Genomic DNA, 23,661 nt, shown 5'->3' with positions numbered 1-23,661 from the left:
TACGGAGAGAAAGCAATGAAAGCTCTGCTCGATCTATTCAAGCAAGTCCAACAGGAAGAAGTTTTCGACGCGATCAAGATCGGTCTGGCTTCGCCTGACAAGATCCGTTCGTGGTCGTTCGGCGAAGTGAAGAAGCCGGAGACCATCAACTACCGTACGTTCAAGCCGGAACGCGATGGTCTCTTCTGCGCGAAGATCTTCGGGCCGATCAAGGACTACGAGTGCCTGTGCGGCAAGTACAAGCGTCTGAAGCATCGCGGCGTGATCTGCGAGAAGTGCGGCGTCGAAGTGACGCTGGCGAAGGTGCGCCGCGAGCGCATGGGCCACATCGAACTGGCCTCGCCGGTCGCGCACATCTGGTTCCTGAAGTCGCTGCCGTCGCGTCTGGGCATGGTGCTCGACATGACGCTGCGCGACATCGAACGCGTGCTGTACTTCGAAGCGTACGTGGTGATCGAACCGGGCATGACGCCGCTGAAGGCGCGGCAGATCATGACTGAAGAGGATTACTACAACAAGGTCGAGGAATACGGCGACGAATTCCGTGCCGAGATGGGTGCGGAAGGCGTGCGTGAACTGCTGCGCGCGATCAACATCGACGAGCAGGTCGAGACGCTGCGCACCGAGCTGAAGAACACCGGCTCGGAAGCGAAGATCAAGAAGTACGCGAAGCGCCTGAAGGTCCTCGAGGCATTCCAGCGCTCGGGCATCAAGCCCGAGTGGATGATCCTCGAAGTGCTGCCGGTGCTGCCGCCGGAACTGCGTCCGCTCGTGCCGCTGGACGGCGGCCGTTTCGCGACGTCGGACCTGAACGACCTGTATCGCCGCGTGATCAACCGTAACAACCGGTTGAAGCGTCTGCTCGAGCTGAAGGCACCTGAAATCATCGTCCGCAACGAAAAGCGGATGCTGCAGGAAGCCGTCGACTCGCTGCTCGACAACGGTCGTCGCGGCAAGGCGATGACGGGCGCGAACAAGCGTCCGCTGAAGTCGCTCGCCGACATGATCAAGGGCAAGGGCGGTCGTTTCCGTCAGAACCTGCTGGGCAAGCGCGTCGACTACTCGGGCCGTTCGGTCATCGTGGTCGGCCCGACGCTGAAGCTGCATCAGTGCGGTCTGCCGAAGCTGATGGCGCTCGAGCTGTTCAAGCCGTTCATCTTCAACAAGCTGGAAGTGATGGGCGTCGCGACGACCATCAAGGCTGCGAAGAAGGAAGTCGAGAACCAGACGCCGGTGGTGTGGGACATCCTCGAAGAGGTGATCCGCGAGCACCCGGTGATGCTGAACCGTGCGCCGACGCTGCACCGTCTCGGTATCCAGGCGTTCGAGCCCGTGCTGATCGAAGGCAAGGCGATCCAGCTGCACCCGCTCGTCTGCGCGGCGTTCAACGCCGACTTCGACGGTGACCAGATGGCCGTCCACGTGCCGCTGTCGCTCGAAGCGCAGATGGAAGCGCGTACGCTGATGCTGGCGTCGAACAACGTGCTGTTCCCGGCCAACGGCGATCCGTCGATCGTGCCGTCGCAGGATATCGTGCTGGGTCTGTACTACGCGACCCGCGAAGCGATCAACGGCAAGGGCGAAGGCCTGTCGTTCACGGGCGTGTCGGAAGTGATCCGCGCGTACGAGAACAAGGAAGTCGAGCTGGCATCGCGCGTCAACGTGCGGATCACCGAAATGGTCCACAACGAAGACAAGTCGGAAGGCGCACCGGCATTCGTGCCGAAGATCTCGCTGTACGCGACGACCGTCGGTCGCGCGATCCTGTCGGAGATCCTGCCGCACGGCCTGCCGTTCTCGGTGCTGAACAAGCCGCTGAAGAAGAAGGAAATCTCGCGCCTGATCAACACGGCGTTCCGCAAGTGCGGTCTGCGCGCGACGGTGGTGTTCGCCGACCAGCTGATGCAGTCGGGTTTCCGTCTCGCGACGCGCGCCGGCATTTCGATCTGCGTGGACGACATGCTCGTGCCGCCGCAGAAGGAAACGATCGTCGGCGACGCCGCGAAGAAGGTGAAGGAATACGACCGCCAGTACATGTCGGGTCTCGTCACCGCGCAGGAACGCTACAACAACGTGGTCGACATCTGGTCGGCGACGTCGGAAGCGGTCGGCAAGGCGATGATGGAGCAGCTGTCGACGGAGCCGGTGACGGACCGCGACGGCAACGAGACGCGCCAGGAGTCGTTCAACTCGATCTACATGATGGCCGACTCGGGCGCCCGGGGTTCGGCGGTGCAGATTCGTCAGCTGGCCGGTATGCGTGGCCTGATGGCGAAGCCGGACGGCTCGATTATCGAGACGCCGATTACCGCGAACTTCCGCGAAGGCCTGAACGTGTTGCAGTACTTCATCTCGACCCACGGTGCACGTAAGGGTCTGGCTGATACGGCACTGAAGACCGCGAACTCGGGTTACCTGACGCGTCGTCTGGTCGACGTCACGCAGGATCTGGTCGTGGTGGAAGACGATTGCGGCACGTCGAACGGCGTCGCGATGAAGGCGCTGGTCGAAGGCGGTGAAGTCGTCGAAGCACTGCGCGACCGTATCCTCGGCCGCGTCGCGGTCGCGGACGTCGTGAACCCGGAAACGCAGGAAACGCTGTACGAATCGGGCACGCTGCTCGACGAAACGGCGGTCGAGGAAATCGAACGCCTCGGCATCGACGAAGTGCGCGTGCGCACGCCGCTGACCTGCGAAACGCGTTACGGTCTGTGCGCGGCCTGCTACGGCCGTGACCTCGGCCGCGGCTCGCTCGTGAACGTCGGCGAAGCAGTCGGCGTGATCGCGGCACAGTCGATCGGTGAACCGGGCACGCAGCTGACGATGCGTACGTTCCACATCGGTGGTGCGGCATCGCGTGCGGCAGTGGCCTCGTCGGTCGAAGCGAAGAGCAACGGTATCGTGCGCTTCACGGCGACGATGCGCTACGTCACGAACGCGAAGGGCGAGCAGATCGTCATTTCCCGTTCGGGCGAAGCGATGATCACCGACGACTTCGGTCGCGAGCGCGAGCGTCACAAAGTGCCGTACGGCGCGACGCTGCTGCAGCTCGACGGCGCGACCATCAAGGCAGGCACGCAGCTCGCCACGTGGGATCCGCTGACGCGTCCGATCATCACCGAGTACGGTGGTACGGTGAAGTTCGAGAACGTCGAGGAAGGCGTGACGGTCGCGAAGCAGATCGACGACGTGACCGGCCTGTCGACGCTGGTCGTGATCGACGTGAAGCGTCGCGGTTCGCAGGCTTCGAAGAGCGTGCGTCCGCAGGTGAAGCTGCTCGACGCGAACGGCGAAGAAGTGAAGATTCCGGGCACGGAACACGCAGTGCAGATCGGCTTCCAGGTCGGCGCACTGATTACCGTGAAGGATGGCCAGCAGGTGCAGGTCGGTGAAGTGCTCGCACGTATCCCGACCGAAGCGCAGAAGACGCGTGACATTACCGGCGGTCTGCCGCGGGTGGCGGAACTGTTCGAAGCGCGTTCGCCGAAGGATGCCGGCATTCTCGCGGAAGTCACCGGTACGACGTCGTTCGGTAAGGACACGAAGGGCAAGCAGCGTCTCGTCATCACGGATCTCGAGGGCAACCAGCACGAGTTCCTGATCGCGAAGGAAAAGCAGGTGCTGGTCCACGATGCTCAGGTCGTCAACAAGGGCGAAATGATCGTGGACGGTCCGGCCGATCCGCACGACATCCTGCGTCTGCAGGGTATCGAGGCGCTGTCGCGCTACATCGTCGACGAAGTGCAGGACGTGTATCGTCTGCAGGGCGTGAAGATCAACGACAAGCACATCGAGGTGATCGTTCGCCAGATGCTGCGTCGTGTGCAGATCACCGACAACGGCGATACGCGCTTCATCCCGGGCGAACAGGTCGAACGTTCCGACATGCTGGACGAGAACGATCGCATGATCGCCGAGGACAAGCGTCCGGCTTCGTACGACAACGTGCTGCTCGGTATCACGAAGGCGTCGCTGTCGACCGACTCGTTCATCTCCGCGGCATCGTTCCAGGAAACGACCCGCGTGCTGACCGAAGCGGCGATCATGGGCAAGCGCGACGATCTGCGCGGCCTGAAGGAAAACGTGATCGTCGGCCGTCTGATTCCGGCCGGTACGGGTCTCGCGTTCCACAAGGCACGCAAGGCGAAGGAATCGTCGGATCGCGAGCGTTTCGACCAGATCGCAGCAGAAGAGGCGTTCGATTTCGGCACGCCGAGCACGCCTGCTGCGGAAGAGCCGCAACAGCACCCGGCAGCCGAATAAGCGAGGGCGGCGCGAGCCGCCTCGCCTCGCTGTCATCGAAACCGCCCGGTTTTGCCGGGCGGTTTTTTTTATCCGTCGTTCACGCGCATGACGCGCTTGCGCATCGCCGGCACCGGCTGCCTGCGAGCGGCGCTCCACATGGCTGCAGGTGCTGTCGCAGGCATCGCGATCGCTTGCGGTACGGCCTCCGCAGGCCCGTCATGCGCGCGAACGAACCCTGTCCGATCGGCCAACGTTGCACGATTCGCCACGCGTCGCGCGAGCGGGTTGTTAAAATTGCGGTCATCCTTCCGCCGTCCTCGTTCTCACTCATGTCCCGCGCCCTCGAAATTCTCGACGAAGTCTTTGGTTATTCCGCATTTCGCGGCCAGCAGGGCGAGATCGTCGAGCACGTCGCCGGCGGCGGCGATTGCCTCGTGCTGATGCCGACCGGCGGCGGCAAGTCGCTGTGCTACCAGATCCCGGCGCTGCTGCGCCGCGAGACCGGGCAGGGCGCCGGCATCGTCGTGTCGCCGCTGATCGCGCTGATGCAGGACCAGGTCGCCGCGCTGCGCGAAGTCGGCGTGCGCGCGGCCTACCTGAATTCGACGCTGTCGGGCGCCGAAGCCGCGGCGACCGAGCGCGCGCTGCGCGAGGGCGAGATCGACCTGCTGTATGTCGCGCCTGAACGGCTGATGACGGGGCGTTTCCTCGAGTTGCTCGAGCGCGCGAAGATCGGCCTGTTCGCGATCGACGAAGCGCACTGCGTGTCGCAATGGGGGCACGATTTCCGTCCGGAATACATTCAGTTGTCGGTGCTGCACGAGCGGTTTCCGTCGGTGCCCCGCATCGCGCTGACCGCCACGGCCGACGCGATCACGCGCGACGAGATCATCCATCGCCTCGCGCTCGACGACGCGCGCGTGTTCATATCGAGCTTCGATCGCCCGAACATCCGCTACCGGATCGTCGAAAAGGACAACGCGCGTTCGCAATTGCTCGACTTCATCCGCGCCGAACACACGAATGCCGACGGCACGACTGACGCAGGCGTCGTCTATTGCCTGTCGCGCCGTAAGGTCGAGGAAACAGCCGAGTGGCTGAAGGCGCAGGGCGTGCGCGCGCTGCCGTATCACGCCGGAATGGAGTTCGAGGTGCGGCAGAAGCACCAGGAAATGTTCCAGCGCGAGGAGGGCATCGTGATGTGCGCGACGATCGCGTTCGGCATGGGCATCGACAAGCCCGACGTGCGCTTCGTCGCGCACCTGGATCTGCCGAAGAGCGTCGAGGGCTATTACCAGGAAACCGGTCGCGCGGGCCGCGACGGGATGCCCGCGAATGCGTGGATGGCGTACGGCCTCGGCGACGTCGTCCAGCAGCGCAAGATGATCGACGAGTCCGACGCCGATGACGCGCACAAGCGCGTGCAGACGTCGAAGCTCGACGCGCTGCTCGGGCTGTGCGAGACGATCTCGTGCCGCCGCGTGCGGCTGCTGAACTACTTCGGCGAGGCGAGCCAGCCGTGCGGCAACTGCGACACGTGCCTCGAGCCGCCCGATTCGTGGGATGCGACGCGCGAGGCGCAGATGGCGCTGTCGTGCGTGTTCCGCGCGCAGCGTTCGAGCGGCTTCAACTTCGGTTCGAGCCATCTGATCGAAATCCTGCGCGGCGGGCGCACCGAGAAGGTGTTGCAGCGCGGGCATGACCAGCTCAGCACGTTCGGGATCGGTGCGTCGCTATCCGAGCCCGAGTGGCGTGCGATCTTCCGGCAGCTCGTCGCGTACGGCTACCTGGCGGTCGACCATGGCGGCTTCGGCGCGCTGATGCTGACCGAGGCCGCGAAGCCCGTGCTGAAGAACGAGGAGAAGGTCACGCTCCGCCGCTACGTGAAGCCGCAGCGCACGCGCCAGTCGTCGAGCCGCAGCGGCACGCGCGTCGATCCGACGGCCGGCATGGGCACGCGCGAGCGCGCACGGTGGGATGCGCTGCGCGCGTGGCGCGCGGAAACCGCGAAGACGGACGGCGTGCCGGCCTACGTGATCTTCCACGACGCGACGCTCGCCGAAATCGCGCGCAACGCGCCGGAGACGATCGACGACCTGCGCCATATCCCCGGCATGGGCGTGCGCAAGCTCGAGCGCTTCGGCGACGAGATTATCGACGTCGTCGAATCGGCCTGACACAGGTGTTCCGACCCTTCCGGTAAACCACGCGGCCTGCCGGCGAATCACGCAAGCCGTTGACTTAGTTGGTATTTCCGGAATATCATGTTTGGTTCCGGTATTCGGTGGGCCGAGTCGCGTTCGAAGGTTCGCGTCCGTTTCGCCGGTTCGGAAGTCAACTGTGCGCCGATTTTCGCTTTGCCCGAAATCGATGTGCAGATTTTGTTCAATTTCAGGAATAAACAATGCCAACCATCAACCAACTGGTTCGCAAAGGCCGTCAGTCGGAAACGACGAAGAGCAAGAGCCCGGCCCTGCAGGACTGCCCCCAGCGTCGCGGCGTGTGCACCCGTGTGTACACGACGACGCCGAAGAAGCCTAACTCGGCACTCCGTAAGGTTGCCAAGGTTCGTCTGACGAACGGCTTCGAAGTGATTTCGTACATCGGCGGTGAAGGCCACAACCTGCAGGAACACTCGGTTGTGCTGATCCGCGGCGGCCGTGTGAAGGACTTGCCGGGTGTGCGTTACCACATGGTTCGCGGCTCGCTGGATACCCAGGGCGTCAAGGACCGTAAGCAAGCGCGCTCGAAGTACGGCGCGAAGCGTGCAAAGGCTGCCAAGTAAGCAGTTTTTGATCAGGAATCGCCTCTGGGCGGTCAAGGCGGGAGTGCCGGATTGCCGGTGCTGTCGAGTAAGTGGTCACCCGGCCAAGCTGGTTAGTCGTGAAGATGTGATCGGGTTTGTTGGTGGCCGCGGAGCTGGATGCAGCTCCAACTGAACAAGTAAAGGAAGAATCATGCCGCGTCGTCGCGAAGTCCCCAAGCGGGAAGTGTTGCCGGATCCGAAGTTCGGCAACGTTGATGTAGCCAAGTTCATGAACATGCTGATGCTGTCCGGCAAGAAGTCGGTCGCAGAGCGCATCGTTTATGGCGCATTCGAACAGATCCAGACCAAGGGTGGCAAGGACCCGCTGGAAGTGTTCACGGTTGCGCTCAACAACGTGAAGCCGGTGGTCGAAGTGAAGAGCCGTCGCGTTGGTGGTGCCAACTATCAAGTTCCGGTCGAAGTGCGCCCGTCGCGTCGTATGGCATTGGCGATGCGCTGGCTGCGCGAGGCTGCGAAGAAGCGCAGCGAGAAGTCGATGGCCCTGCGTCTGGCAGGTGAACTCTCCGAAGCGGCCGAAGGCCGTGGCGGCGCGATGAAGAAGCGCGATGAAGTTCACCGCATGGCAGAAGCCAACCGCGCGTTCTCGCATTTCCGTTTCTAAGCGCCTGGCTGGGCTGTTAGCGGAAATAAATTCCGGGCGGGTGCGCTTTTCAGGCGCCTCGCCCGTTTGTGTTGAAGCATGATGCAGCAAGGCTGCATCATGTCATCCCAGTAGAGGATCAAAGTGGCTCGCAAGACTCCTATCGAGCGCTACCGCAATATCGGTATTAGCGCTCACATCGACGCCGGCAAGACGACGACGACCGAGCGCATTCTGTTTTACACCGGTGTGAACCACAAGATCGGTGAAGTTCACGACGGCGCAGCCACGATGGACTGGATGGAGCAGGAACAGGAGCGTGGCATCACGATCACGTCCGCTGCTACCACGGCCTTCTGGAAGGGCATGGGCGGCAACTATCCGGAACACCGCATCAACATCATCGACACCCCGGGCCACGTCGACTTCACGATCGAAGTGGAGCGCTCGATGCGCGTGCTCGACGGCGCGTGCATGGTGTACTGCGCAGTGGGCGGCGTGCAGCCGCAGTCGGAAACGGTGTGGCGCCAGGCGAACAAGTACAAGGTGCCGCGTCTCGCGTTCGTCAACAAGATGGACCGTACCGGCGCGAACTTCTTCAAGGTCTACGACCAGCTCCGTCTGCGCCTGAAGGCGAACCCGGTTCCGGTCGTGGTGCCGATCGGCTCGGAAGAAAACTTCAAGGGCGTGGTCGACCTGATCAAGATGAAGGCGATCATTTGGGACGAAGCGTCGCAAGGCACGAAGTTCGACTACGTCGACATCCCGGCCGAACTCGCCGAGACCTGCAAGGAATGGCGCGAAAAGATGGTCGAGGCGGCTGCTGAAGCCAACGAAGACCTGATGAACAAGTACCTGGAAGAAGGCGATCTGCCGGAAGCCGACATCGTCAAGGCGCTGCGCGACCGTACGATCGCGTGCGAAATCCAGCCGATGCTGTGCGGTACCGCGTTCAAGAACAAGGGCGTGCAGCGCATGCTCGACGCCGTGATCGATTTCCTGCCGTCGCCGGTCGACATCCCGCCGGTCAAGGGCGAACTCGAAAACGGCGATTCCGCAGAGCGCCGTGCGGCGGACGACGAGAAGTTCTCGGCGCTCGCGTTCAAGATCATGACCGACCCGTTCGTCGGCCAGCTGATCTTCTTCCGTGTGTACTCGGGCGTGGTGAATTCGGGCGATACGCTGCTGAACTCGACGAAGGACAAGAAGGAACGTCTGGGTCGTATTCTGCAGATGCACGCGAACCAGCGCGAAGAAATCAAGGAAGTGCGCGCAGGCGACATCGCTGCTGCGGTCGGCCTGAAGGAAGCGACCACGGGCGACACGCTGTGCGATCCGGCGAACCCGATCATTCTCGAGCGCATGGTGTTCCCGGAGCCGGTGATTTCGCAGGCTGTCGAGCCGAAAACCAAGGCTGACCAGGAAAAGATGGGCCTCGCGCTGAACCGCCTGGCGCAGGAAGATCCGTCGTTCCGCGTGCAGACCGACGAAGAGTCGGGCCAGACCATCATTTCGGGCATGGGCGAGCTCCACCTCGAAATTCTGGTCGACCGGATGAAGCGTGAATTCGGCGTGGAAGCAACCGTCGGCAAGCCGCAGGTTGCTTACCGCGAAACGATCCGTTCGACGGCGAAGGATGTCGACGGCAAGTTCGTCAAGCAGTCGGGTGGTCGCGGCCAGTACGGTCACGCGGTCATCACGCTCGAGCCGAACGAACAGGGCAAGGGCTACGAGTTCTTCGACGAGATCAAGGGTGGTGTGATTCCGCGTGAATACATCCCGGCGGTCGACAAGGGTATCCAGGACACGCTGAAGTCGGGCGTGCTGGCAGGCTTCCCGGTCGTCGACGTGAAGGTTCACCTGACGTTCGGTTCGTACCACGACGTTGACTCGAACGAAAACGCGTTCCGGATGGCCGGTTCGATGGCGTTCAAGGAAGCGATGCGCAAGGCGAACCCGGTCGTGCTCGAGCCGATGATGGCTGTCGAAGTCGAGACGCCGGAAGACTACATGGGCAACGTGATGGGCGACCTGTCGGGCCGTCGCGGTATCGTCCAGGGCATGGAAGACATGGTTGGCGGCGGCAAGATCGTGCGCGCCGAAGTGCCGCTGTCGGAAATGTTCGGTTATTCGACGTCGCTGCGCTCGCTGACGCAAGGTCGTGCAACGTACACGATGGAGTTCAAGCACTACGCTGAAGCTCCGCGCAACGTTGCCGACGCGATCATCAGCGCGAAGTCGAAGTAAATCTGAAGCTATCAACCGATTATTTTTTGAAAGAAGAGAATCATGGCAAAGGAAAAGTTTGAGCGGACCAAGCCGCACGTGAACGTTGGTACGATTGGTCACGTTGACCACGGCAAGACGACGCTGACGGCAGCGATCACGACGGTTCTGACGAAGAAGTTCGGCGGCGAAGCGAAGGCATACGACCAGATCGACGCGGCACCGGAAGAAAAGGCGCGCGGCATCACGATCAACACGGCACACGTCGAGTACGAAACGGCTAACCGCCACTACGCACACGTCGACTGCCCGGGCCACGCTGACTATGTGAAGAACATGATCACGGGCGCGGCACAGATGGACGGCGCGATCCTGGTTTGCTCGGCAGCAGACGGCCCGATGCCGCAAACGCGTGAGCACATCCTGCTGGCGCGTCAGGTTGGCGTTCCGTACATCATCGTGTTCCTGAACAAGTGCGACATGGTGGACGACGCTGAACTGCTCGAGCTGGTCGAGATGGAAGTTCGCGAACTCCTGTCGAAGTACGACTTCCCGGGCGACGACACGCCGATCGTGAAGGGTTCGGCGAAGCTGGCGCTGGAAGGCGACACGGGCGAGCTGGGCGAAGTGGCGATCATGAGCCTGGCCGACGCGCTGGACACGTACATCCCGACGCCGGAGCGTGCAGTTGACGGCGCGTTCCTGATGCCGGTGGAAGACGTGTTCTCGATCTCGGGCCGTGGTACGGTGGTGACGGGTCGTGTCGAGCGCGGCATCGTGAAGGTCGGCGAAGAAATCGAAATCGTCGGTATCAAGCCGACGGTGAAGACGACCTGCACGGGCGTTGAAATGTTCCGCAAGCTGCTGGACCAAGGTCAGGCAGGCGACAACGTCGGTATCCTGCTGCGCGGCACGAAGCGTGAAGACGTGGAGCGTGGCCAGGTTCTGGCGAAGCCGGGTTCGATCACGCCGCACACGCACTTCACGGCTGAAGTGTACGTGCTGAGCAAGGACGAAGGCGGTCGTCACACGCCGTTCTTCAACAACTACCGTCCGCAGTTCTACTTCCGTACGACGGACGTGACGGGCTCGATCGAGCTGCCGAAGGACAAGGAAATGGTGATGCCGGGCGACAACGTGTCGATCACGGTGAAGCTGATCGCTCCGATCGCGATGGAAGAAGGTCTGCGCTTCGCAATCCGCGAAGGCGGCCGTACCGTCGGCGCCGGCGTCGTCGCCAAGATCATCGAGTAATATCGACGATCCGCGGATCCCGACGGGGTCCGCGATTCCACGGTATGCGGTTGTGCCGTCGAAACCGGGTGTCCAGCTTGCGCTGGCACCCGGTTTTGTTTTTCCGGTGCTTCGTTGCATGGGCCGAGAAACCCGCACCACCGCTCCAGAATTTCGTGTAGAATCGCGGGCTTAGCAGTGGAAGTACTGTCCGGAACCTGATGTCTCGCTCCCCGCAGGCGTCATGTTTCACGTTCTTTTAGTGTCCGGCGATGCAACATCGCCTCGCTCTTTTCAAGGAATCGTCATGCAGCAACAGAAAATCCGCATTCGCCTGAAGGCTTTCGACTATCGTCTGATCGATCAATCGGCTGCCGAGATCGTCGATACCGCGAAGCGGACTGGCGCAATCGTCCGTGGTCCGGTGCCGCTGCCGACGCGCATTCAGCGTTTTGACATCCTGCGTTCGCCGCACGTCAACAAGACGTCGCGCGATCAGCTCGAAATCCGCACCCACCAGCGCCTGATGGACATCGTCGATCCGACCGACAAGACGGTTGACGCGCTGATGAAGCTCGATCTGCCGGCTGGCGTCGACGTGGAAATCAAGCTGCAGTAAGGCTTCCCGCACCGAACGGCTTGCCGGGCGGTGCTAAGTCTTTGTATTGCTTGCGGAAATCGAGAGGTCGGGCTATACTGCTTGGCTTTTCGCGTATTCGCGTAAAAAAGTTGGGCCTTGCGTGCCCGGCATTTTGTAAATCAGCCCCGACCAATCGCAGTCGGGAATGGAGAAAATGATGAGCCTTGGACTCGTAGGTCGCAAGGTTGGCATGACCCGTATCTTCACGGCTGAAGGGGATTCGATTCCCGTCACCGTGCTGGACGTGTCGGACAACCGCGTGACGCAGATCAAGACTGTTGAAACCGACGGCTACACGGCCGTGCAGGTTGCATTCGGCTCCCGCCGCGCCTCGCGCGTGACGAAGCCGCTGGCAGGTCATCTCGCCAAAGCCGGTGTCGAAGCCGGTGAAATCCTCAAGGAATTCCGCATTGACGCGGCCAAGGCAGCCGAGCTGTCGAATGGCGCCGTGGTCGGTGCAGATCTTTTCGAAGTGGGCCAGAAGGTCGACGTGCAAGGCGTGTCGATCGGTAAGGGCTACGCCGGTACGATCAAGCGTTACAACTTCTCCTCCGGCCGTGCCACGCACGGTAACTCGCGCTCGCACAACGTGCCGGGCTCGATCGGTATGGCGCAGGATCCGGGTCGCGTGTTCCCGGGTAAACGCATGACGGGTCACATGGGTGACGTGACCGTGACGGTGCAGAACCTCGAAATCGCTCGTATCGACGCAGAGCGCAAGCTGCTGCTCGTCAAGGGTGCGATTCCGGGCGCGAAGGGTGGCAAGGTTTTTGTCACGCCGGCCGTCAAGACCAAGGGGGCGAAATAATGGAACTCAAGCTCCTGAACGAAAATGGTCAGGAAGGTGCAGTGGTCAACGCATCGGACGTCGTGTTCGGTCGTGACTACAACGAAGCGCTGATCCACCAGGTCGTCGTCGCTTACCAGGCGAATGCTCGCCAGGGTAACCGCGCGCAGAAGGACCGCGAGCAGGTCAAGCACACCACCAAGAAGCCGTGGCGCCAGAAGGGTACGGGCCGTGCTCGTGCCGGTATGTCGTCGAGCCCGCTGTGGCGTGGCGGTGGTCGTATCTTCCCGAACTCGCCGGAAGAAAACTTCTCGCACAAGGTCAACAAGAAGATGCATCGCGCAGGTCTCTGCTCGATCTTCTCGCAGCTGGCCCGTGAAGGCCGTCTGTCGGTCGTTGAGGACATCATCCTCGAAGCGCCGAAGACCAAGCTGCTGGCCGAAAAATTCAAGACCATGGGTCTCGACTCCGTGCTGATCATCACCGACACGGTTGACGAAAACCTGTACCTGGCTTCGCGCAACCTGCCGCACGTGGCAATTGTCGAGCCGCGCTACGCTGACCCGCTGTCGCTGATCTACTTCAAGAAAGTGCTGGTCACGAAGGCTGCGGTCGCCCAGATCGAGGAGTTGCTGTCATGAGCGAGATTCGCAAGAACGATCATCGTTTGATGCAGGTCCTGCTCGCACCGGTGATCTCGGAAAAGGCGACGCTGGTTGCCGACAAGAACGAGCAAGTCGTGTTCGAAGTCGCGCCGGATGCCACGAAGCAGGAAGTGAAGGCGGCTGTCGAGCTGCTGTTCAAGGTTGAAGTTGACTCCGTCAACGTGCTGGTTCAGAAGGGCAAGCAGAAGCGCTTTGGCCGTTCGATGGGCCGCCGCAAGGACGTGAAGAAGGCGTACGTTTGCCTGAAGCCCGGCCAGGAAATCAACTTTGAAGCGGAGGCCAAGTAATCATGGCAATCGTTAAAGTTAAACCGACTTCGCCGGGTCGCCGCGCGATGGTCAAGGTGGTCAACAAGAACCTGCACCAGGGCAAGCCGTTCGCGGCACTGCTCGACTCGCAGAGCTCGACCGCCGGCCGTAACAACAACGGCCGCATCACCACGCGCCATAAGGGCGGTGGCCACAAGCAGCACTATCGTATCGTCGATTTCCGTCGCACGAAGGATGGCATCCCGGCAAAGGTCGAGCGTCTCGAGTACGACCCGAACCGCAGCGCGAACATCGCGCTGGTGCTCTACGCAGACGGCGAGCGTCGCTACATCATCGCCCCGAAGGGCCTGACCGTCGGCCAACAGCTGATGTCGGGTTCGGAAGCGCCGATCCGTGCAGGCAACACGCTGCCGATCCGCAACATTCCGGTCGGTACGACGATCCACTGCATCGAGATGCTGCCGGGCAAGGGCGCGCAAATGGCGCGTTCGGCTGGCACGTCGGCCATGCTGCTGGCGCGCGAAGGCGTCTACGCGCAGGTTCGCCTGCGTTCGGGCGAAATCCGCCGCGTGCACATCGAGTGCCGTGCAACGATCGGTGAAGTCGGCAACGAAGAGCATAGCCTGCGCCAGATCGGCAAGGCTGGCGCGAACCGCTGGCGCGGTATCCGCCCGACGGTGCGTGGCGTTGCGATGAACCCGGTCGATCACCCGCACGGTGGTGGTGAGGGCAAGACGGCTGCAGGTCGCGACCCGGTGAGCCCGTGGGGTACGCCGGCTAAGGGTTACCGCACCCGCAGCAACAAGCGCACGACGACGATGATCGTCCAGCGCCGTCACAAGCGTTAAGGAGTAGGCAATGGCACGTTCTGTTAAAAAAGGTCCGTTCTGCGACGCCCATTTGCTGAAGAAAGTTGAGGCGGCTGCAGCTTCGCGCGACAAAAAGCCGATCAAGACCTGGTCGCGTCGCTCGACGATTCTGCCGGATTTCATCGGCCTGACGATCGCTGTTCACAACGGCCGTCAACACGTTCCGGTGTACATCTCGGAAAACATGGTCGGCCACAAGCTTGGCGAGTTCGCACTGACCCGTACGTTCAAGGGTCACGCAGCCGACAAGAAGGCCAAGAAATAAGGGGCAATCAAGATGGAAGTGAAAGCAATTCATCGCGGTGCCCGCATCTCGGCGCAAAAAACGCGCCTTGTGGCTGACCAGATCCGCGGTTTGCCGGTCGACAAGGCGCTGAACGTTCTGACGTTCTCGCCGAAGAAGGCGGCTGGCATCGTGAAGAAGGTTGTGCTGTCGGCAATCGCGAATGCGGAGCACAACGAAGGCGCCGATATCGACGAGCTCAAGATCAAGAGCATCTACGTCGACAAGGCTGCATCGCTCAAGCGTTTCACCGCGCGCGCCAAGGGCCGCGGTAACCGCATCGAGAAGCAATCCTGTCACATCACTGTGACGGTCGGGAATTAAGGAGCCATACGATGGGACAGAAAATTCATCCGACTGGCTTCCGCCTGGCTGTCAGCCGTAATTGGGCTTCGCGTTGGTACGCGAACAACAACAATTTCGCGGCGATGCTGCAGGAAGACATCGGTGTTCGTGAGTACCTGAAGAAGAAGCTGAAGAACGCTTCGGTCGGTCGGGTCGTCATCGAGCGTCCGGCAAAGAACGCGCGCATCACGATTTACAGCTCGCGTCCGGGCGTCGTCATCGGCAAGAAGGGCGAGGATATCGAACAGCTGAAGACGGAACTGCAACGCCGCATGGGCGTTCCGGTCCACGTCAACATCGAAGAGATCCGCAAGCCGGAAACCGATGCGCAACTGATCGCTGACTCGATCACGCAACAGCTCGAGCGCCGGATCATGTTCCGTCGCGCGATGAAGCGTGCGATGCAGAACGCGATGCGTCTGGGTGCCCAGGGCATCAAGATCATGAGCGCCGGCCGTCTGAACGGTATCGAAATCGCTCGTACGGAGTGGTATCGCGAAGGTCGCGTGCCCCTTCACACGCTGCGTGCCGATATCGACTACGCGACTTCGGAAGCGAAGACGACCTACGGGATCATCGGCGTCAAGGTGTGGGTGTACAAGGGCGACACGCTCGGCCGCAATGACGCACCGGTGGTGGAAGAAGTAGCCGAAGACAAGCGTCCGCGTCGCAATGCGCGTCCGGGCGATCGTCGTCCGCGCCGTGACGGCGAAGGCGGCGCTCCGGGTGCTCGCCGTGGCGCACCGCGCCGTGGCGCCGGCAAGCCCGAAGACGGCAAGACTGGAGAATAACGATGCTGCAACCGAAACGCAGAAAGTATCGTAAAGAGCAGAAGGGTCGTAACACCGGCAAGGCGACGCGCGGCAACGCAGTGTCGTTCGGTGAATTCGGCCTGAAGGCGATCGGTCGCGGTCGTCTGACCGCACGTCAAATTGAAGCGGCGCGTCGTGCAATGACGCGTCACATCAAGCGTGGCGGCCGCATCTGGATCCGGATCTTCCCGGACAAGCCGATTTCGCAGAAGCCGGCCGAAGTGCGTATGGGTAACGGTAAGGGTAACCCGGAGTACTACGTCGCCGAGATTCAGCCGGGCAAGATGCTCTATGAAATGGACGGCGTAACCGAAGAACTGGCACGCGAAGCGTTCCGTCTGGCTGCAGCCAAGCTGCCGCTGAAGACGGCATTCATCGTGCGCCAGCTCGGCGCCTAAGGAGAAAACATGAAGGCTTCCGAACTTCTCCAGAAAGACCAGGCCGCGCTCAACAAGGAGCTGGCGGACCTGCTGAAGGCGCAATTCGGCCTGCGCATGCAACTCGCGACCCAGCAGCTCACGAACACGAGCCAGCTGAAGAAGGTTCGTCGCGACATCGCACGTGTGCGGACCGTCATGACTCAGAAGGCGAACCAGAAATGAACGATAGCGTGAAAACCTCGCTGAAGCGGACGCTGGTCGGTCGGGTCGTCAGCAACAAGATGGACAAGACCGTCACCGTGCTGATCGAGCACCGCGTCAAGCACCCGATCTACGGCAAGTATGTCGTGCGCTCGAAGAAGTACCACGCGCACGATGAAGCGAACACCTGCAACGAAGGCGATCTCGTCGAAATCCAGGAAACTCGTCCTGTTTCGAAGACGAAGGCCTGGACGGTGTCGCGCCTCGTCGAAGCAGCTCGCGTCATCTAAGCGGGCCGTGCGGTAGGCAGTAACAGGCACTTCTCCACGAAGTGCTTGAAATCGCAAAGTTTTTGCTTGCGTGACCAGGGTTATTTGTTATAATCCTGGTCTTCCCTCTTTATGGGAGCCCCGTCGCGGGCGAAGTTGGTGGGGGAAGCGGACTGGCGCCAGCCTGTCCGAAAGATTCACCGAATTGCGATGGCGGGTTTCGTTTGCCGTCGCTGCTGTTCCAACCCAAGCAGCCGATTGGCTGACGGGACCAAGACTGACCGAATGCATCATGGTGGTGCATCCGGATTAAGTTGGGAAAGACAAACCATGATCCAGACCGAATCTCGGCTCGAAGTAGCCGACAACACGGGTGCACGTGAAGTCCTGTGCATCAAGGTGCTCGGCGGCTCGAAGCGTCGTTATGCCGGCATTGGCGACATCATCAAGGTGAGCGTCAAAGAGGCAACGCCGCGCGGGCGCGTGAAGAAAGGCGAAATTTACAACGCCGTGGTGGTCCGCACCGCCAAGGGTGTGCGCCGTCAAGACGGCTCGCTGATCAAGTTCGACGGCAACGCCGCTGTGCTTTTGAATAACAAGCTCGAGCCGATCGGCACCCGTATCTTCGGGCCGGTGACGCGTGAGCTGCGTAGCGAACGATTCATGAAGATCGTTTCGCTGGCGCCGGAAGTGCTGTAAGGAGTCGCGATGAACAAGATTCGCAAGGGTGACGAAGTGATCGTCGTTACCGGCAAGGACAAGGGCAAGCGCGGCGTCGTGCTGGCTGTCGGTGCTGAGCATGTGACGGTTGAAGGTATCAACCTCGTCAAGAAGCATGTGAAGCCGAACCCGATGAAGGGTACGACGGGCGGCGTGGAAGCGAAGACGATGCCCCTGCATATTTCGAACGTCGCACTGGTCGACGCGAATGGCAAGGCGTCGCGTGTTGGCATCAAGGTCGAGGAAGGCAAGAAGGTTCGCTTCCTGAAGACGACCGGTGCCGTACTGAGCGCCTGACGCAGCGGAGTAAAAAATGGCTCGTTTTCAAGAGTTTTACAAAGAAAAGGTTGTGCCCGGCCTGATCGAGAAGTTCGGTTACAAGTCGGTCATGGAAGTGCCGCGCATCACCAAGATCACGCTGAACATGGGTCTTGGCGAAGCGATCGCTGACAAGAAGATCATCGAGAACGCCGTTGGCGACCTCACGAAGATCGCTGGTCAGAAGCCGGTCGTGACGAAGGCGCGCAAGGCAATCGCAGGCTTCAAGATCCGCCAGGGTTACCCCATCGGCGCGATGGTGACGCTGCGTGGTCGTGCGATGTATGAATTCCTCGACCGTTTCGTGACCGTTGCCCTGCCCCGCGTGCGTGACTTCCGCGGCGTGTCGGGTCGTGCTTTCGATGGCCGTGGCAACTACAACATCGGTGTGAAAGAGCAGATCATTTTCCCCGAAATCGACTACGACAAGATCGACGCACTGCGTGGGCTGAACATCAGCATCACGACGACTGCGAAGACCGACGACGAAGCAAAGGCTCTGCTCGCCAGCTTCAAGTTCCCGTTCAGAAACTGAGGTTACCGTGGCTAAACTGGCACTGATCGAACGTGAAAAGAAGCGCGCCCGCCTGGTCGCGAAGTTCGCAGCAAAGCGCGAAGCGCTGAAGGCGATCGTCGAAGACCAAAGCAAGTCGGAAGAAGAGCGCTACGAAGCACGCCTGGAGCTGCAGCAACTGCCCCGCAACGCAAACCCGACCCGCCAGCGTAACCGCTGCGCGATCACGGGCCGTCCGCGTGGCACGTTCCGTAAATTCGGCCTCGCGCGTAACAAGATTCGTGAAATCGCATTCCGTGGCGAGATTCCTGGCCTGACCAAGGCGAGCTGGTAATAGGAGAAACGTAAATGAGCATGAGTGATCCTATCGCCGATATGCTGACTCGCATCCGCAACGCGCAGATGGTCGAGAAGGTATCGGTCGCGATGCCCTCGTCGAAGGTCAAGGTTGCAATCGCGCAAGTCCTGAAGGACGAAGGTTATATCGACGATTTCGCGGTGAAGGCTGAAGGCGCGAAGGCAGAACTGAACATCGCGCTGAAGTACTACGCTGGCCGTCCGGTCATCGAACGCCTCGAGCGCGTGTCGAAGCCTGGCCTGCGCGTCTACCGCGGTCGTAACGACATTCCGCAGGTCATGAATGGCCTCGGCGTGGCAATCGTGTCGACGCCGAAGGGCGTGATGACCGACCGCAAGGCGCGCGCTACCGGCGTCGGCGGCGAAGTCATCTGCTACGTCGCTTAAAGCCGAGGAGAGAGAAACATGTCTCGAGTAGGTAAGAGCCCGATCGCGCTGCAAGGCGCGGAAGTCAAGCTGGCCGACGGTGCAATCACCGTCAAGGGCCCGCTGGGCACCATCACGCAAGCGATCAATCCGCTCGTGAACGTGGCGAACAACGACGGCACGCTGAATCTGTCGCCGGTCGACGAAAGCCGCGAAGCAAATGCACTGTCGGGCACGATGCGCGCGATCATCGCGAATGCCGTGCACGGCGTGACCAAGGGTTTCGAGCGCAAGCTGACGCTGGTTGGCGTCGGTTACCGTGCGCAAGCGCAAGGCGACAAGCTGAACCTGTCGCTGGGTTTCTCGCACCCGGTGGTGCACCAGATGCCGGAAGGCGTCAAGGCTGAAACCCCGACGCAAACCGAAATCGTGATCAAGGGGATCAACAAGCAACAAGTCGGTCAAGTAGCTGCGGAAGTTCGCGGTTACCGTCCGCCGGAGCCCTACAAGGGCAAGGGCGTGCGCTATTCCGACGAGGTTGTGATCCTCAAAGAAACGAAGAAGAAGTAAGGGTGCGCAATCATGGATAAGACTCAATCTCGCCTGCGCCGCGCTCGCCAGACGCGTATCAAGATCGCTGAGCTGCAGGTCGCGCGTCTCGCCGTGCATCGCACGAACACGCACATCTACGCTCAAGTGTTCTCGCCCTGCGGCACCAAGGTGCTGGCCAGTGCGTCGACGCTCGAGGCAGAAGTGCGCGCCGAGCTCGCCGACAAGTCGGGCAAGGGCGGCAACGTTAACGCCGCGACGCTGATCGGCAAGCGTATTGCCGAGAAGGCAAAGGCCGCCGGCATCGAATCCGTCGCCTTCGACCGCTCGGGCTTCCGCTACCACGGCCGCGTTAAAGCGCTGGCTGAGGCAGCTCGCGAAGCTGGGCTCAAGTTCTAAGGAAGGAATTCGTCATGGCAAAGATGCAAGCGAAAGTTCAGGCTGACGAGCGCGACGACGGCCTTCGTGAAAAGATGATTTCGGTCAATCGCGTGACCAAGGTCGTGAAGGGTGGCCGTATTCTCGGCTTCGCCGCACTGACCGTGGTTGGCGATGGTGATGGCCGCATCGGTATGGGCAAGGGCAAGGCGAAGGAAGTGCCGGTCGCTGTCCAGAAGGCAATGGAACAAGCTCGCCGCAACATGTTCAAGGTGCCGCTCAAGAACGGCACGCTGCAGCACGAAGTGCACGGCAAGCACGGTGCATCGGCCGTCCTCCTCGCTCCGGCGAAGGCAGGTACGGGCGTGATCGCCGGCGGCCCGATGCGCGCAGTGTTCGACGTGATGGGCGTTCAGAACGTTGTGGCTAAGAGCCACGGTTCGACGAACCCGTACAACCTCGTTCGCGCCACGCTGGACGGCCTGCGCAAGCAGTCCACCCCGGCAGACATCGCGGCGAAGCGCGGCAAGTCCGTCGAAGAAATTTTGGGCTAAGCCCGGGTGGTCACCATGTCTGAAAAAACTGTCAAGGTTCAGCTCGTTAAGAGCCTGATCGGGACCCGCGAATCGCACCGCGCGACCGTGCGTGGCCTGGGCCTGCGCCGACTCAACTCGGTCAGCGAGCTGCAGGACACGCCGGCGGTCCGCGGCATGATCAACAAGGTCTCGTACCTCGTTAAGGTCATCGCGTAAGCGGCCCTACGGATCAAGGAGTTGATATGGAATTGAATAACCTGAAGCCGGCAGCTGGCGCCAAGCACGCCAAGCGTCGCGTCGGCCGTGGCATCGGTTCGGGCCTCGGCAAGACGGCTGGCCGTGGTCACAAGGGTCAGAAATCGCGTTCGGGCGGCTTCCACAAAGTCGGTTTCGAAGGCGGTCAGATGCCGCTGCAACGTCGTCTGCCGAAGCGCGGCTTCACTTCGCTGACGAAGGAATTCGTCGGTGAAGTGCGCCTGGGCGACCTCGAGAAGCTGCCGGTCGACGAGATCGATCTGCTCGCACTGAAGCAAGCCGGCCTGGTCGGCGAGCTGACGAAGAGCGCAAAGATCATCGCGACGGGTGAACTGAAGCGCAAGATCGTCGTGAAGGGTCTCGGTGCCACCAAGGGTGCGCGCGCTGCGATCGAAGCGGCTGGCGGTTCGTTCGCCGAGTGACACGCGTAGCGCGTCGTCACTTGCATTCATCGGAGAAGGTACTTGGCTAACAGCCCGAGTCTTGCAAAACCCGGTCGAAGCACGGCGAAATTCGGCGATCTGCGTCGGCGAGCGATGTTCCTGCTCCTGGCGCTGATCGTCTATCGCATCGGCGCGCACATTCCCGTGCCGGGCATCGATCCGGATCAACTGGCTAAGCTGTTCCAGAGCCAGGCGGGTGGCATCCTGGGCATGTTCAACATGTTCTCGGGTGGCGCACTTTCCCGCTTCACGATCTTTGCGCTGGGGATCATGCCGTACATTTCGGCGTCGATCATCATGCAGTTGCTGGCGATCGTCTCGCCGCAGCTCGAGGCGCTGAAGAAGGAAGGGCAGGCAGGGCAACGGAAGATCACGCAGTACACGCGGTATTTCACCGTGGTGCTCGCGACCTTCCAGGCGTTCGGTATCGCGGCTGCGCTGGAAAACCAGCCGGGCCTCGTCACCGATCCCGGCATGCTGTTCCGTCTGACGACGGTCGTGACGCTGGTTACCGGCACGATGTTCCTGATGTGGCTCGGCGAGCAGATTACCGAGCGTGGTCTGGGCAACGGTATCTCGATCATCATCTTCGGCGGGATCGCAGCAGGGTTCCCGAATGCCGTCGGTGGGCTGTTCGAGCTGGTGCGTACGGGTTCGATGAGCATCATTTCGGCGATCATCATCGTCGTTCTGATTGCCGCGGTGACTTACCTGGTCGTGTTCATCGAACGCGGTCAGCGGAAGATCCTCGTGAACTACGCGAAGCGCCAGGTCGGCAACAAGATCTACGGCGGGCAGTCGTCGCACCTGCCGCTGAAGCTGAACATGTCGGGCGTGATTCCGCCGATCTTCGCATCGTCGATCATCCTGTTCCCGGCAACGATTCTCGGCTGGTTCAGTACCGGTCAGCCGACGGGAAGCTGGATTTCCAATACGTTGCATAACGTTGCGGAAGCGCTGAAGCCGGGCCAGCCGGTCTATGTGCTGCTGTACACGCTGGCAATCGTGTTTTTCTGCTTCTTCTACACCGCACTGGTGTTCAACAGCAGGGAAACCGCGGACAACCTGAAGAAGAGCGGCGCGTTTGTTCCGGGCATCCGTCCGGGCGATCAGACCGCACGATATATCGACCGCATCCTCACGCGTCTGACGCTGGCCGGTGCGATCTACATCGTCTTCGTGTGTCTGCTGCCGGAATTCCTGGTGCTGCGCTGGAACGTGCCGTTTTATTTTGGTGGAACGTCGCTGCTGATCATTGTCGTCGTCACGATGGACTTTATGGCGCAGGTGCAGTCGTACGTTATGTCGCAACAGTATGAGTCGCTGCTCAAGAAGGCCAACTTCAAGGGCGGCAACATCCCAATGCGTTAATAAGGACTATGGCCAAAGACGATGTAATCCAGATGCAGGGTGAGGTGATCGAAAACCTCCCGAATGCGACCTTCCGTGTGAAGCTGGAAAACGGCCATGTCGTGTTGGGGCATATCTCCGGAAAGATGCGGATGCACTACATCCGCATTCTCCCGGGCGACAAGGTGACGGTTGAGTTGACGCCTTACGATCTGTCTCGTGCGCGGATCGTGTTCCGGGCGAAGTGATTTGAAAAAAGGGTATTATCATGAAAGTGATGGCATCGGTTAAGCGCATTTGCCGCAATTGCAAGATCATCAAGCGCAAAGGCGTCGTTCGCGTGATCTGCAGCTCGGATCCGCGCCACAAGCAGCGCCAAGGCTGACCGCGCGTTTGTTTGCGCTTTTTGTTTGAGGAAAAACAATGGCTCGTATCGCAGGGGTTAACATCCCGAATCACCAGCATACCGAGATTGGCCTGACGGCAATCTTCGGTGTCGGCCGCACGCGCTCGCGCAGCATCTGCGTGGCAGCTGGCGTGGAATTCTCGAAGAAGGTCAAGGACCTGACCGACGCAGATCTCGAAAAGCTGCGTGAAGAAGTGGGCAAGTTTGTCGTCGAAGGCGATCTGCGCCGTGAAGTGACGATGAACATCAAGCGCCTGATGGACCTCGGTTGCTACCGTGGCGTCCGTCATCGCAAGGGCCTGCCGATGCGCGGTCAGCGTACGCGTACGAACGCACGTACCCGTAAGGGTCCGCGTCGTGCAGCGCAAGCGCTGAAGAAGTAAGCGGAACTGACAGTTACAGGAAAACGTAATGGCTAAGGCTTCGAACACCGCGGCGCAACGCGTTCGCAAGAAGGTTAAGAAGAACGTCGCTGAAGGTGTGGTTCACGTCCACGCGTCGTTCAACAACACGATCATCACGATCACCGATCGCCAAGGCAACGCGCTGGCATGGGCGACGTCGGGCGGCCAGGGCTTCAAGGGCTCGCGCAAATCGACGCCGTTCGCTGCTCAGGTCGCAGCCGAGTCGGCTGGCCGCGTCGCGATGGAATATGGCGTGAAGAATCTGGAAGTGCGGATCAAGGGCCCGGGCCCGGGTCGCGAGTCGGCAGTGCGTGCACTGCATGGCCTCGGCATCAAGATCACCGCGATTTCGGACGTCACCCCGATTCCGCACAACGGCTGCCGCCCGCCGAAGCGTCGTCGTATCTAAGAATGTGCTGGCACGCACGTGCTAG

The 23,661-nt window shown here is 61.0% G+C and carries 32 protein-coding genes; all 32 read left to right on the top strand.

What is annotated here, in order from left to right; genetic code table 11:
* Positions 1–15: 15 nt before the first annotated feature.
* On the top strand, positions 16–4,263 hold the full coding sequence (gene rpoC, locus KVT39_RS28775; protein WP_034183757.1) for a DNA-directed RNA polymerase subunit beta': 4,248 nt from the start codon (positions 16–18) through the stop codon (positions 4,261–4,263).
* Positions 4,264–4,574: 311 nt separating this feature from the next.
* Positions 4,575–6,422 carry a DNA helicase RecQ gene (recQ, locus tag KVT39_RS28770; RefSeq protein WP_034183758.1) on the top strand — a complete coding sequence of 616 codons (1,848 nt, stop codon included), beginning with the start codon at positions 4,575–4,577 and terminating at the stop codon, positions 6,420–6,422.
* A 227-nt stretch (positions 6,423–6,649) separates the two neighbouring features.
* Complete coding sequence (rpsL, locus tag KVT39_RS28765; protein WP_006400662.1) at positions 6,650–7,030, top strand: 30S ribosomal protein S12; 381 nt, start codon at positions 6,650–6,652, stop codon at positions 7,028–7,030.
* 172 nt (positions 7,031–7,202) lie between these two features.
* Entirely contained in the window at positions 7,203–7,673 is a 471-nt protein-coding gene (gene rpsG, locus KVT39_RS28760; protein ID WP_006477195.1) for a 30S ribosomal protein S7, read from the top strand.
* Positions 7,674–7,796: 123 nt separating this feature from the next.
* The gene (gene fusA / locus KVT39_RS28755; protein ID WP_072445391.1) at positions 7,797–9,899 is read left to right on the top strand and encodes an elongation factor G; all 2,103 of its coding nucleotides are present in this window, start codon (positions 7,797–7,799) and stop codon (positions 9,897–9,899) included.
* 42 nt (positions 9,900–9,941) lie between these two features.
* Positions 9,942–11,132: an elongation factor Tu gene (gene tuf / locus KVT39_RS28750; RefSeq protein ID WP_006482910.1), complete on the top strand. Its 1,191-nt coding sequence runs from the start codon at positions 9,942–9,944 to the stop codon at positions 11,130–11,132.
* 286 nt (positions 11,133–11,418) lie between these two features.
* The gene (gene rpsJ / locus KVT39_RS28745) at positions 11,419–11,730 is read left to right on the top strand and encodes a 30S ribosomal protein S10 (RefSeq protein WP_004199280.1); all 312 of its coding nucleotides are present in this window, start codon (positions 11,419–11,421) and stop codon (positions 11,728–11,730) included.
* Positions 11,731–11,908: 178 nt separating this feature from the next.
* Complete coding sequence (rplC, locus tag KVT39_RS28740; protein ID WP_006482922.1) at positions 11,909–12,559, top strand: 50S ribosomal protein L3; 651 nt, start codon at positions 11,909–11,911, stop codon at positions 12,557–12,559.
* Complete coding sequence (gene rplD / locus KVT39_RS28735; RefSeq protein ID WP_011350675.1) at positions 12,559–13,179, top strand: 50S ribosomal protein L4; 621 nt, start codon at positions 12,559–12,561, stop codon at positions 13,177–13,179. Before rplC ends, rplD begins: the two co-directional genes overlap by 1 nt.
* Positions 13,176–13,490 (top strand): 50S ribosomal protein L23, encoded by a 315-nt coding sequence (gene rplW / locus KVT39_RS28730; RefSeq protein WP_004199275.1) that lies wholly within the window; start codon positions 13,176–13,178, stop codon positions 13,488–13,490. The genes rplD and rplW overlap by 4 nt, the downstream gene beginning before the upstream one ends.
* Before the next feature lie 2 nt (positions 13,491–13,492).
* Positions 13,493–14,320: a 50S ribosomal protein L2 gene (rplB, locus tag KVT39_RS28725; protein WP_006482900.1), complete on the top strand. Its 828-nt coding sequence runs from the start codon at positions 13,493–13,495 to the stop codon at positions 14,318–14,320.
* 10 nt (positions 14,321–14,330) lie between these two features.
* A complete protein-coding gene (gene rpsS / locus KVT39_RS28720; RefSeq protein WP_004199273.1) occupies positions 14,331–14,606 on the top strand; it encodes a 30S ribosomal protein S19 in 276 nt (91 codons plus the stop codon).
* Positions 14,607–14,618: 12 nt separating this feature from the next.
* Positions 14,619–14,948 (top strand): 50S ribosomal protein L22, encoded by a 330-nt coding sequence (gene rplV, locus KVT39_RS28715; RefSeq protein WP_004199272.1) that lies wholly within the window; start codon positions 14,619–14,621, stop codon positions 14,946–14,948.
* Between the two features lie 11 nt (positions 14,949–14,959).
* Positions 14,960–15,760: a 30S ribosomal protein S3 gene (gene rpsC / locus KVT39_RS28710; protein WP_006482899.1), complete on the top strand. Its 801-nt coding sequence runs from the start codon at positions 14,960–14,962 to the stop codon at positions 15,758–15,760.
* Positions 15,761–15,762: 2 nt separating this feature from the next.
* Positions 15,763–16,179, top strand: a complete 417-nt coding sequence (gene rplP, locus KVT39_RS28705) for a 50S ribosomal protein L16 (protein WP_006482873.1) — start codon at positions 15,763–15,765, stop codon at positions 16,177–16,179.
* Between the two features lie 9 nt (positions 16,180–16,188).
* Positions 16,189–16,383, top strand: coding sequence for a 50S ribosomal protein L29 (gene rpmC, locus KVT39_RS28700; RefSeq protein WP_006400652.1), 195 nt, complete (start codon positions 16,189–16,191; stop codon positions 16,381–16,383).
* Complete coding sequence (gene rpsQ, locus KVT39_RS28695; protein WP_006752928.1) at positions 16,380–16,652, top strand: 30S ribosomal protein S17; 273 nt, start codon at positions 16,380–16,382, stop codon at positions 16,650–16,652. Before rpmC ends, rpsQ begins: the two co-directional genes overlap by 4 nt.
* A 309-nt stretch (positions 16,653–16,961) precedes the next feature.
* On the top strand, positions 16,962–17,330 hold the full coding sequence (gene rplN / locus KVT39_RS28690; protein ID WP_006482918.1) for a 50S ribosomal protein L14: 369 nt from the start codon (positions 16,962–16,964) through the stop codon (positions 17,328–17,330).
* A 9-nt stretch (positions 17,331–17,339) separates the two neighbouring features.
* Positions 17,340–17,648, top strand: coding sequence for a 50S ribosomal protein L24 (gene rplX, locus KVT39_RS28685; protein WP_006477187.1), 309 nt, complete (start codon positions 17,340–17,342; stop codon positions 17,646–17,648).
* Between the two features lie 16 nt (positions 17,649–17,664).
* Positions 17,665–18,204: a 50S ribosomal protein L5 gene (gene rplE, locus KVT39_RS28680; RefSeq protein WP_006482882.1), complete on the top strand. Its 540-nt coding sequence runs from the start codon at positions 17,665–17,667 to the stop codon at positions 18,202–18,204.
* Between the two features lie 7 nt (positions 18,205–18,211).
* Positions 18,212–18,517 (top strand): 30S ribosomal protein S14, encoded by a 306-nt coding sequence (rpsN, locus tag KVT39_RS28675; protein ID WP_006482884.1) that lies wholly within the window; start codon positions 18,212–18,214, stop codon positions 18,515–18,517.
* A gap of 14 nt (positions 18,518–18,531) precedes the next feature.
* The gene (gene rpsH, locus KVT39_RS28670) at positions 18,532–18,927 is read left to right on the top strand and encodes a 30S ribosomal protein S8 (RefSeq protein ID WP_034183605.1); all 396 of its coding nucleotides are present in this window, start codon (positions 18,532–18,534) and stop codon (positions 18,925–18,927) included.
* Between the two features lie 18 nt (positions 18,928–18,945).
* The gene (gene rplF / locus KVT39_RS28665; RefSeq protein ID WP_006758786.1) at positions 18,946–19,476 is read left to right on the top strand and encodes a 50S ribosomal protein L6; all 531 of its coding nucleotides are present in this window, start codon (positions 18,946–18,948) and stop codon (positions 19,474–19,476) included.
* Between the two features lie 12 nt (positions 19,477–19,488).
* Positions 19,489–19,854 carry a 50S ribosomal protein L18 gene (rplR, locus tag KVT39_RS28660; protein WP_006477183.1) on the top strand — a complete coding sequence of 122 codons (366 nt, stop codon included), beginning with the start codon at positions 19,489–19,491 and terminating at the stop codon, positions 19,852–19,854.
* A 14-nt stretch (positions 19,855–19,868) separates the two neighbouring features.
* Positions 19,869–20,387 (top strand): 30S ribosomal protein S5, encoded by a 519-nt coding sequence (gene rpsE, locus KVT39_RS28655; protein WP_006482895.1) that lies wholly within the window; start codon positions 19,869–19,871, stop codon positions 20,385–20,387.
* 15 nt (positions 20,388–20,402) lie between these two features.
* Complete coding sequence (rpmD, locus tag KVT39_RS28650; RefSeq protein WP_006400644.1) at positions 20,403–20,585, top strand: 50S ribosomal protein L30; 183 nt, start codon at positions 20,403–20,405, stop codon at positions 20,583–20,585.
* 26 nt (positions 20,586–20,611) lie between these two features.
* On the top strand, positions 20,612–21,046 hold the full coding sequence (rplO, locus tag KVT39_RS28645; RefSeq protein WP_006482880.1) for a 50S ribosomal protein L15: 435 nt from the start codon (positions 20,612–20,614) through the stop codon (positions 21,044–21,046).
* Between the two features lie 42 nt (positions 21,047–21,088).
* The gene (gene secY, locus KVT39_RS28640; protein ID WP_006482915.1) at positions 21,089–22,438 is read left to right on the top strand and encodes a preprotein translocase subunit SecY; all 1,350 of its coding nucleotides are present in this window, start codon (positions 21,089–21,091) and stop codon (positions 22,436–22,438) included.
* A gap of 8 nt (positions 22,439–22,446) precedes the next feature.
* Positions 22,447–22,665 carry a translation initiation factor IF-1 gene (gene infA / locus KVT39_RS28635; RefSeq protein ID WP_004521905.1) on the top strand — a complete coding sequence of 73 codons (219 nt, stop codon included), beginning with the start codon at positions 22,447–22,449 and terminating at the stop codon, positions 22,663–22,665.
* A gap of 20 nt (positions 22,666–22,685) precedes the next feature.
* Positions 22,686–22,802: a 50S ribosomal protein L36 gene (gene rpmJ, locus KVT39_RS28630; protein ID WP_004199844.1), complete on the top strand. Its 117-nt coding sequence runs from the start codon at positions 22,686–22,688 to the stop codon at positions 22,800–22,802.
* A gap of 38 nt (positions 22,803–22,840) precedes the next feature.
* Entirely contained in the window at positions 22,841–23,206 is a 366-nt protein-coding gene (rpsM, locus tag KVT39_RS28625; RefSeq protein WP_034183606.1) for a 30S ribosomal protein S13, read from the top strand.
* Positions 23,207–23,234: 28 nt separating this feature from the next.
* Positions 23,235–23,636, top strand: a complete 402-nt coding sequence (gene rpsK / locus KVT39_RS28620) for a 30S ribosomal protein S11 (RefSeq protein WP_004197937.1) — start codon at positions 23,235–23,237, stop codon at positions 23,634–23,636.
* Positions 23,637–23,661: the final 25 nt, after the last annotated feature.

This window comes from Burkholderia sp. GbtcB21 (genome assembly GCF_019091065.1).
Lineage (GTDB): Bacteria > Pseudomonadota > Gammaproteobacteria > Burkholderiales > Burkholderiaceae > Burkholderia > Burkholderia pyrrocinia_C.
The sequence above is the reverse complement of the archived record's forward strand: the minus strand, read 5'-3'. Positions and strand labels throughout refer to the sequence as shown.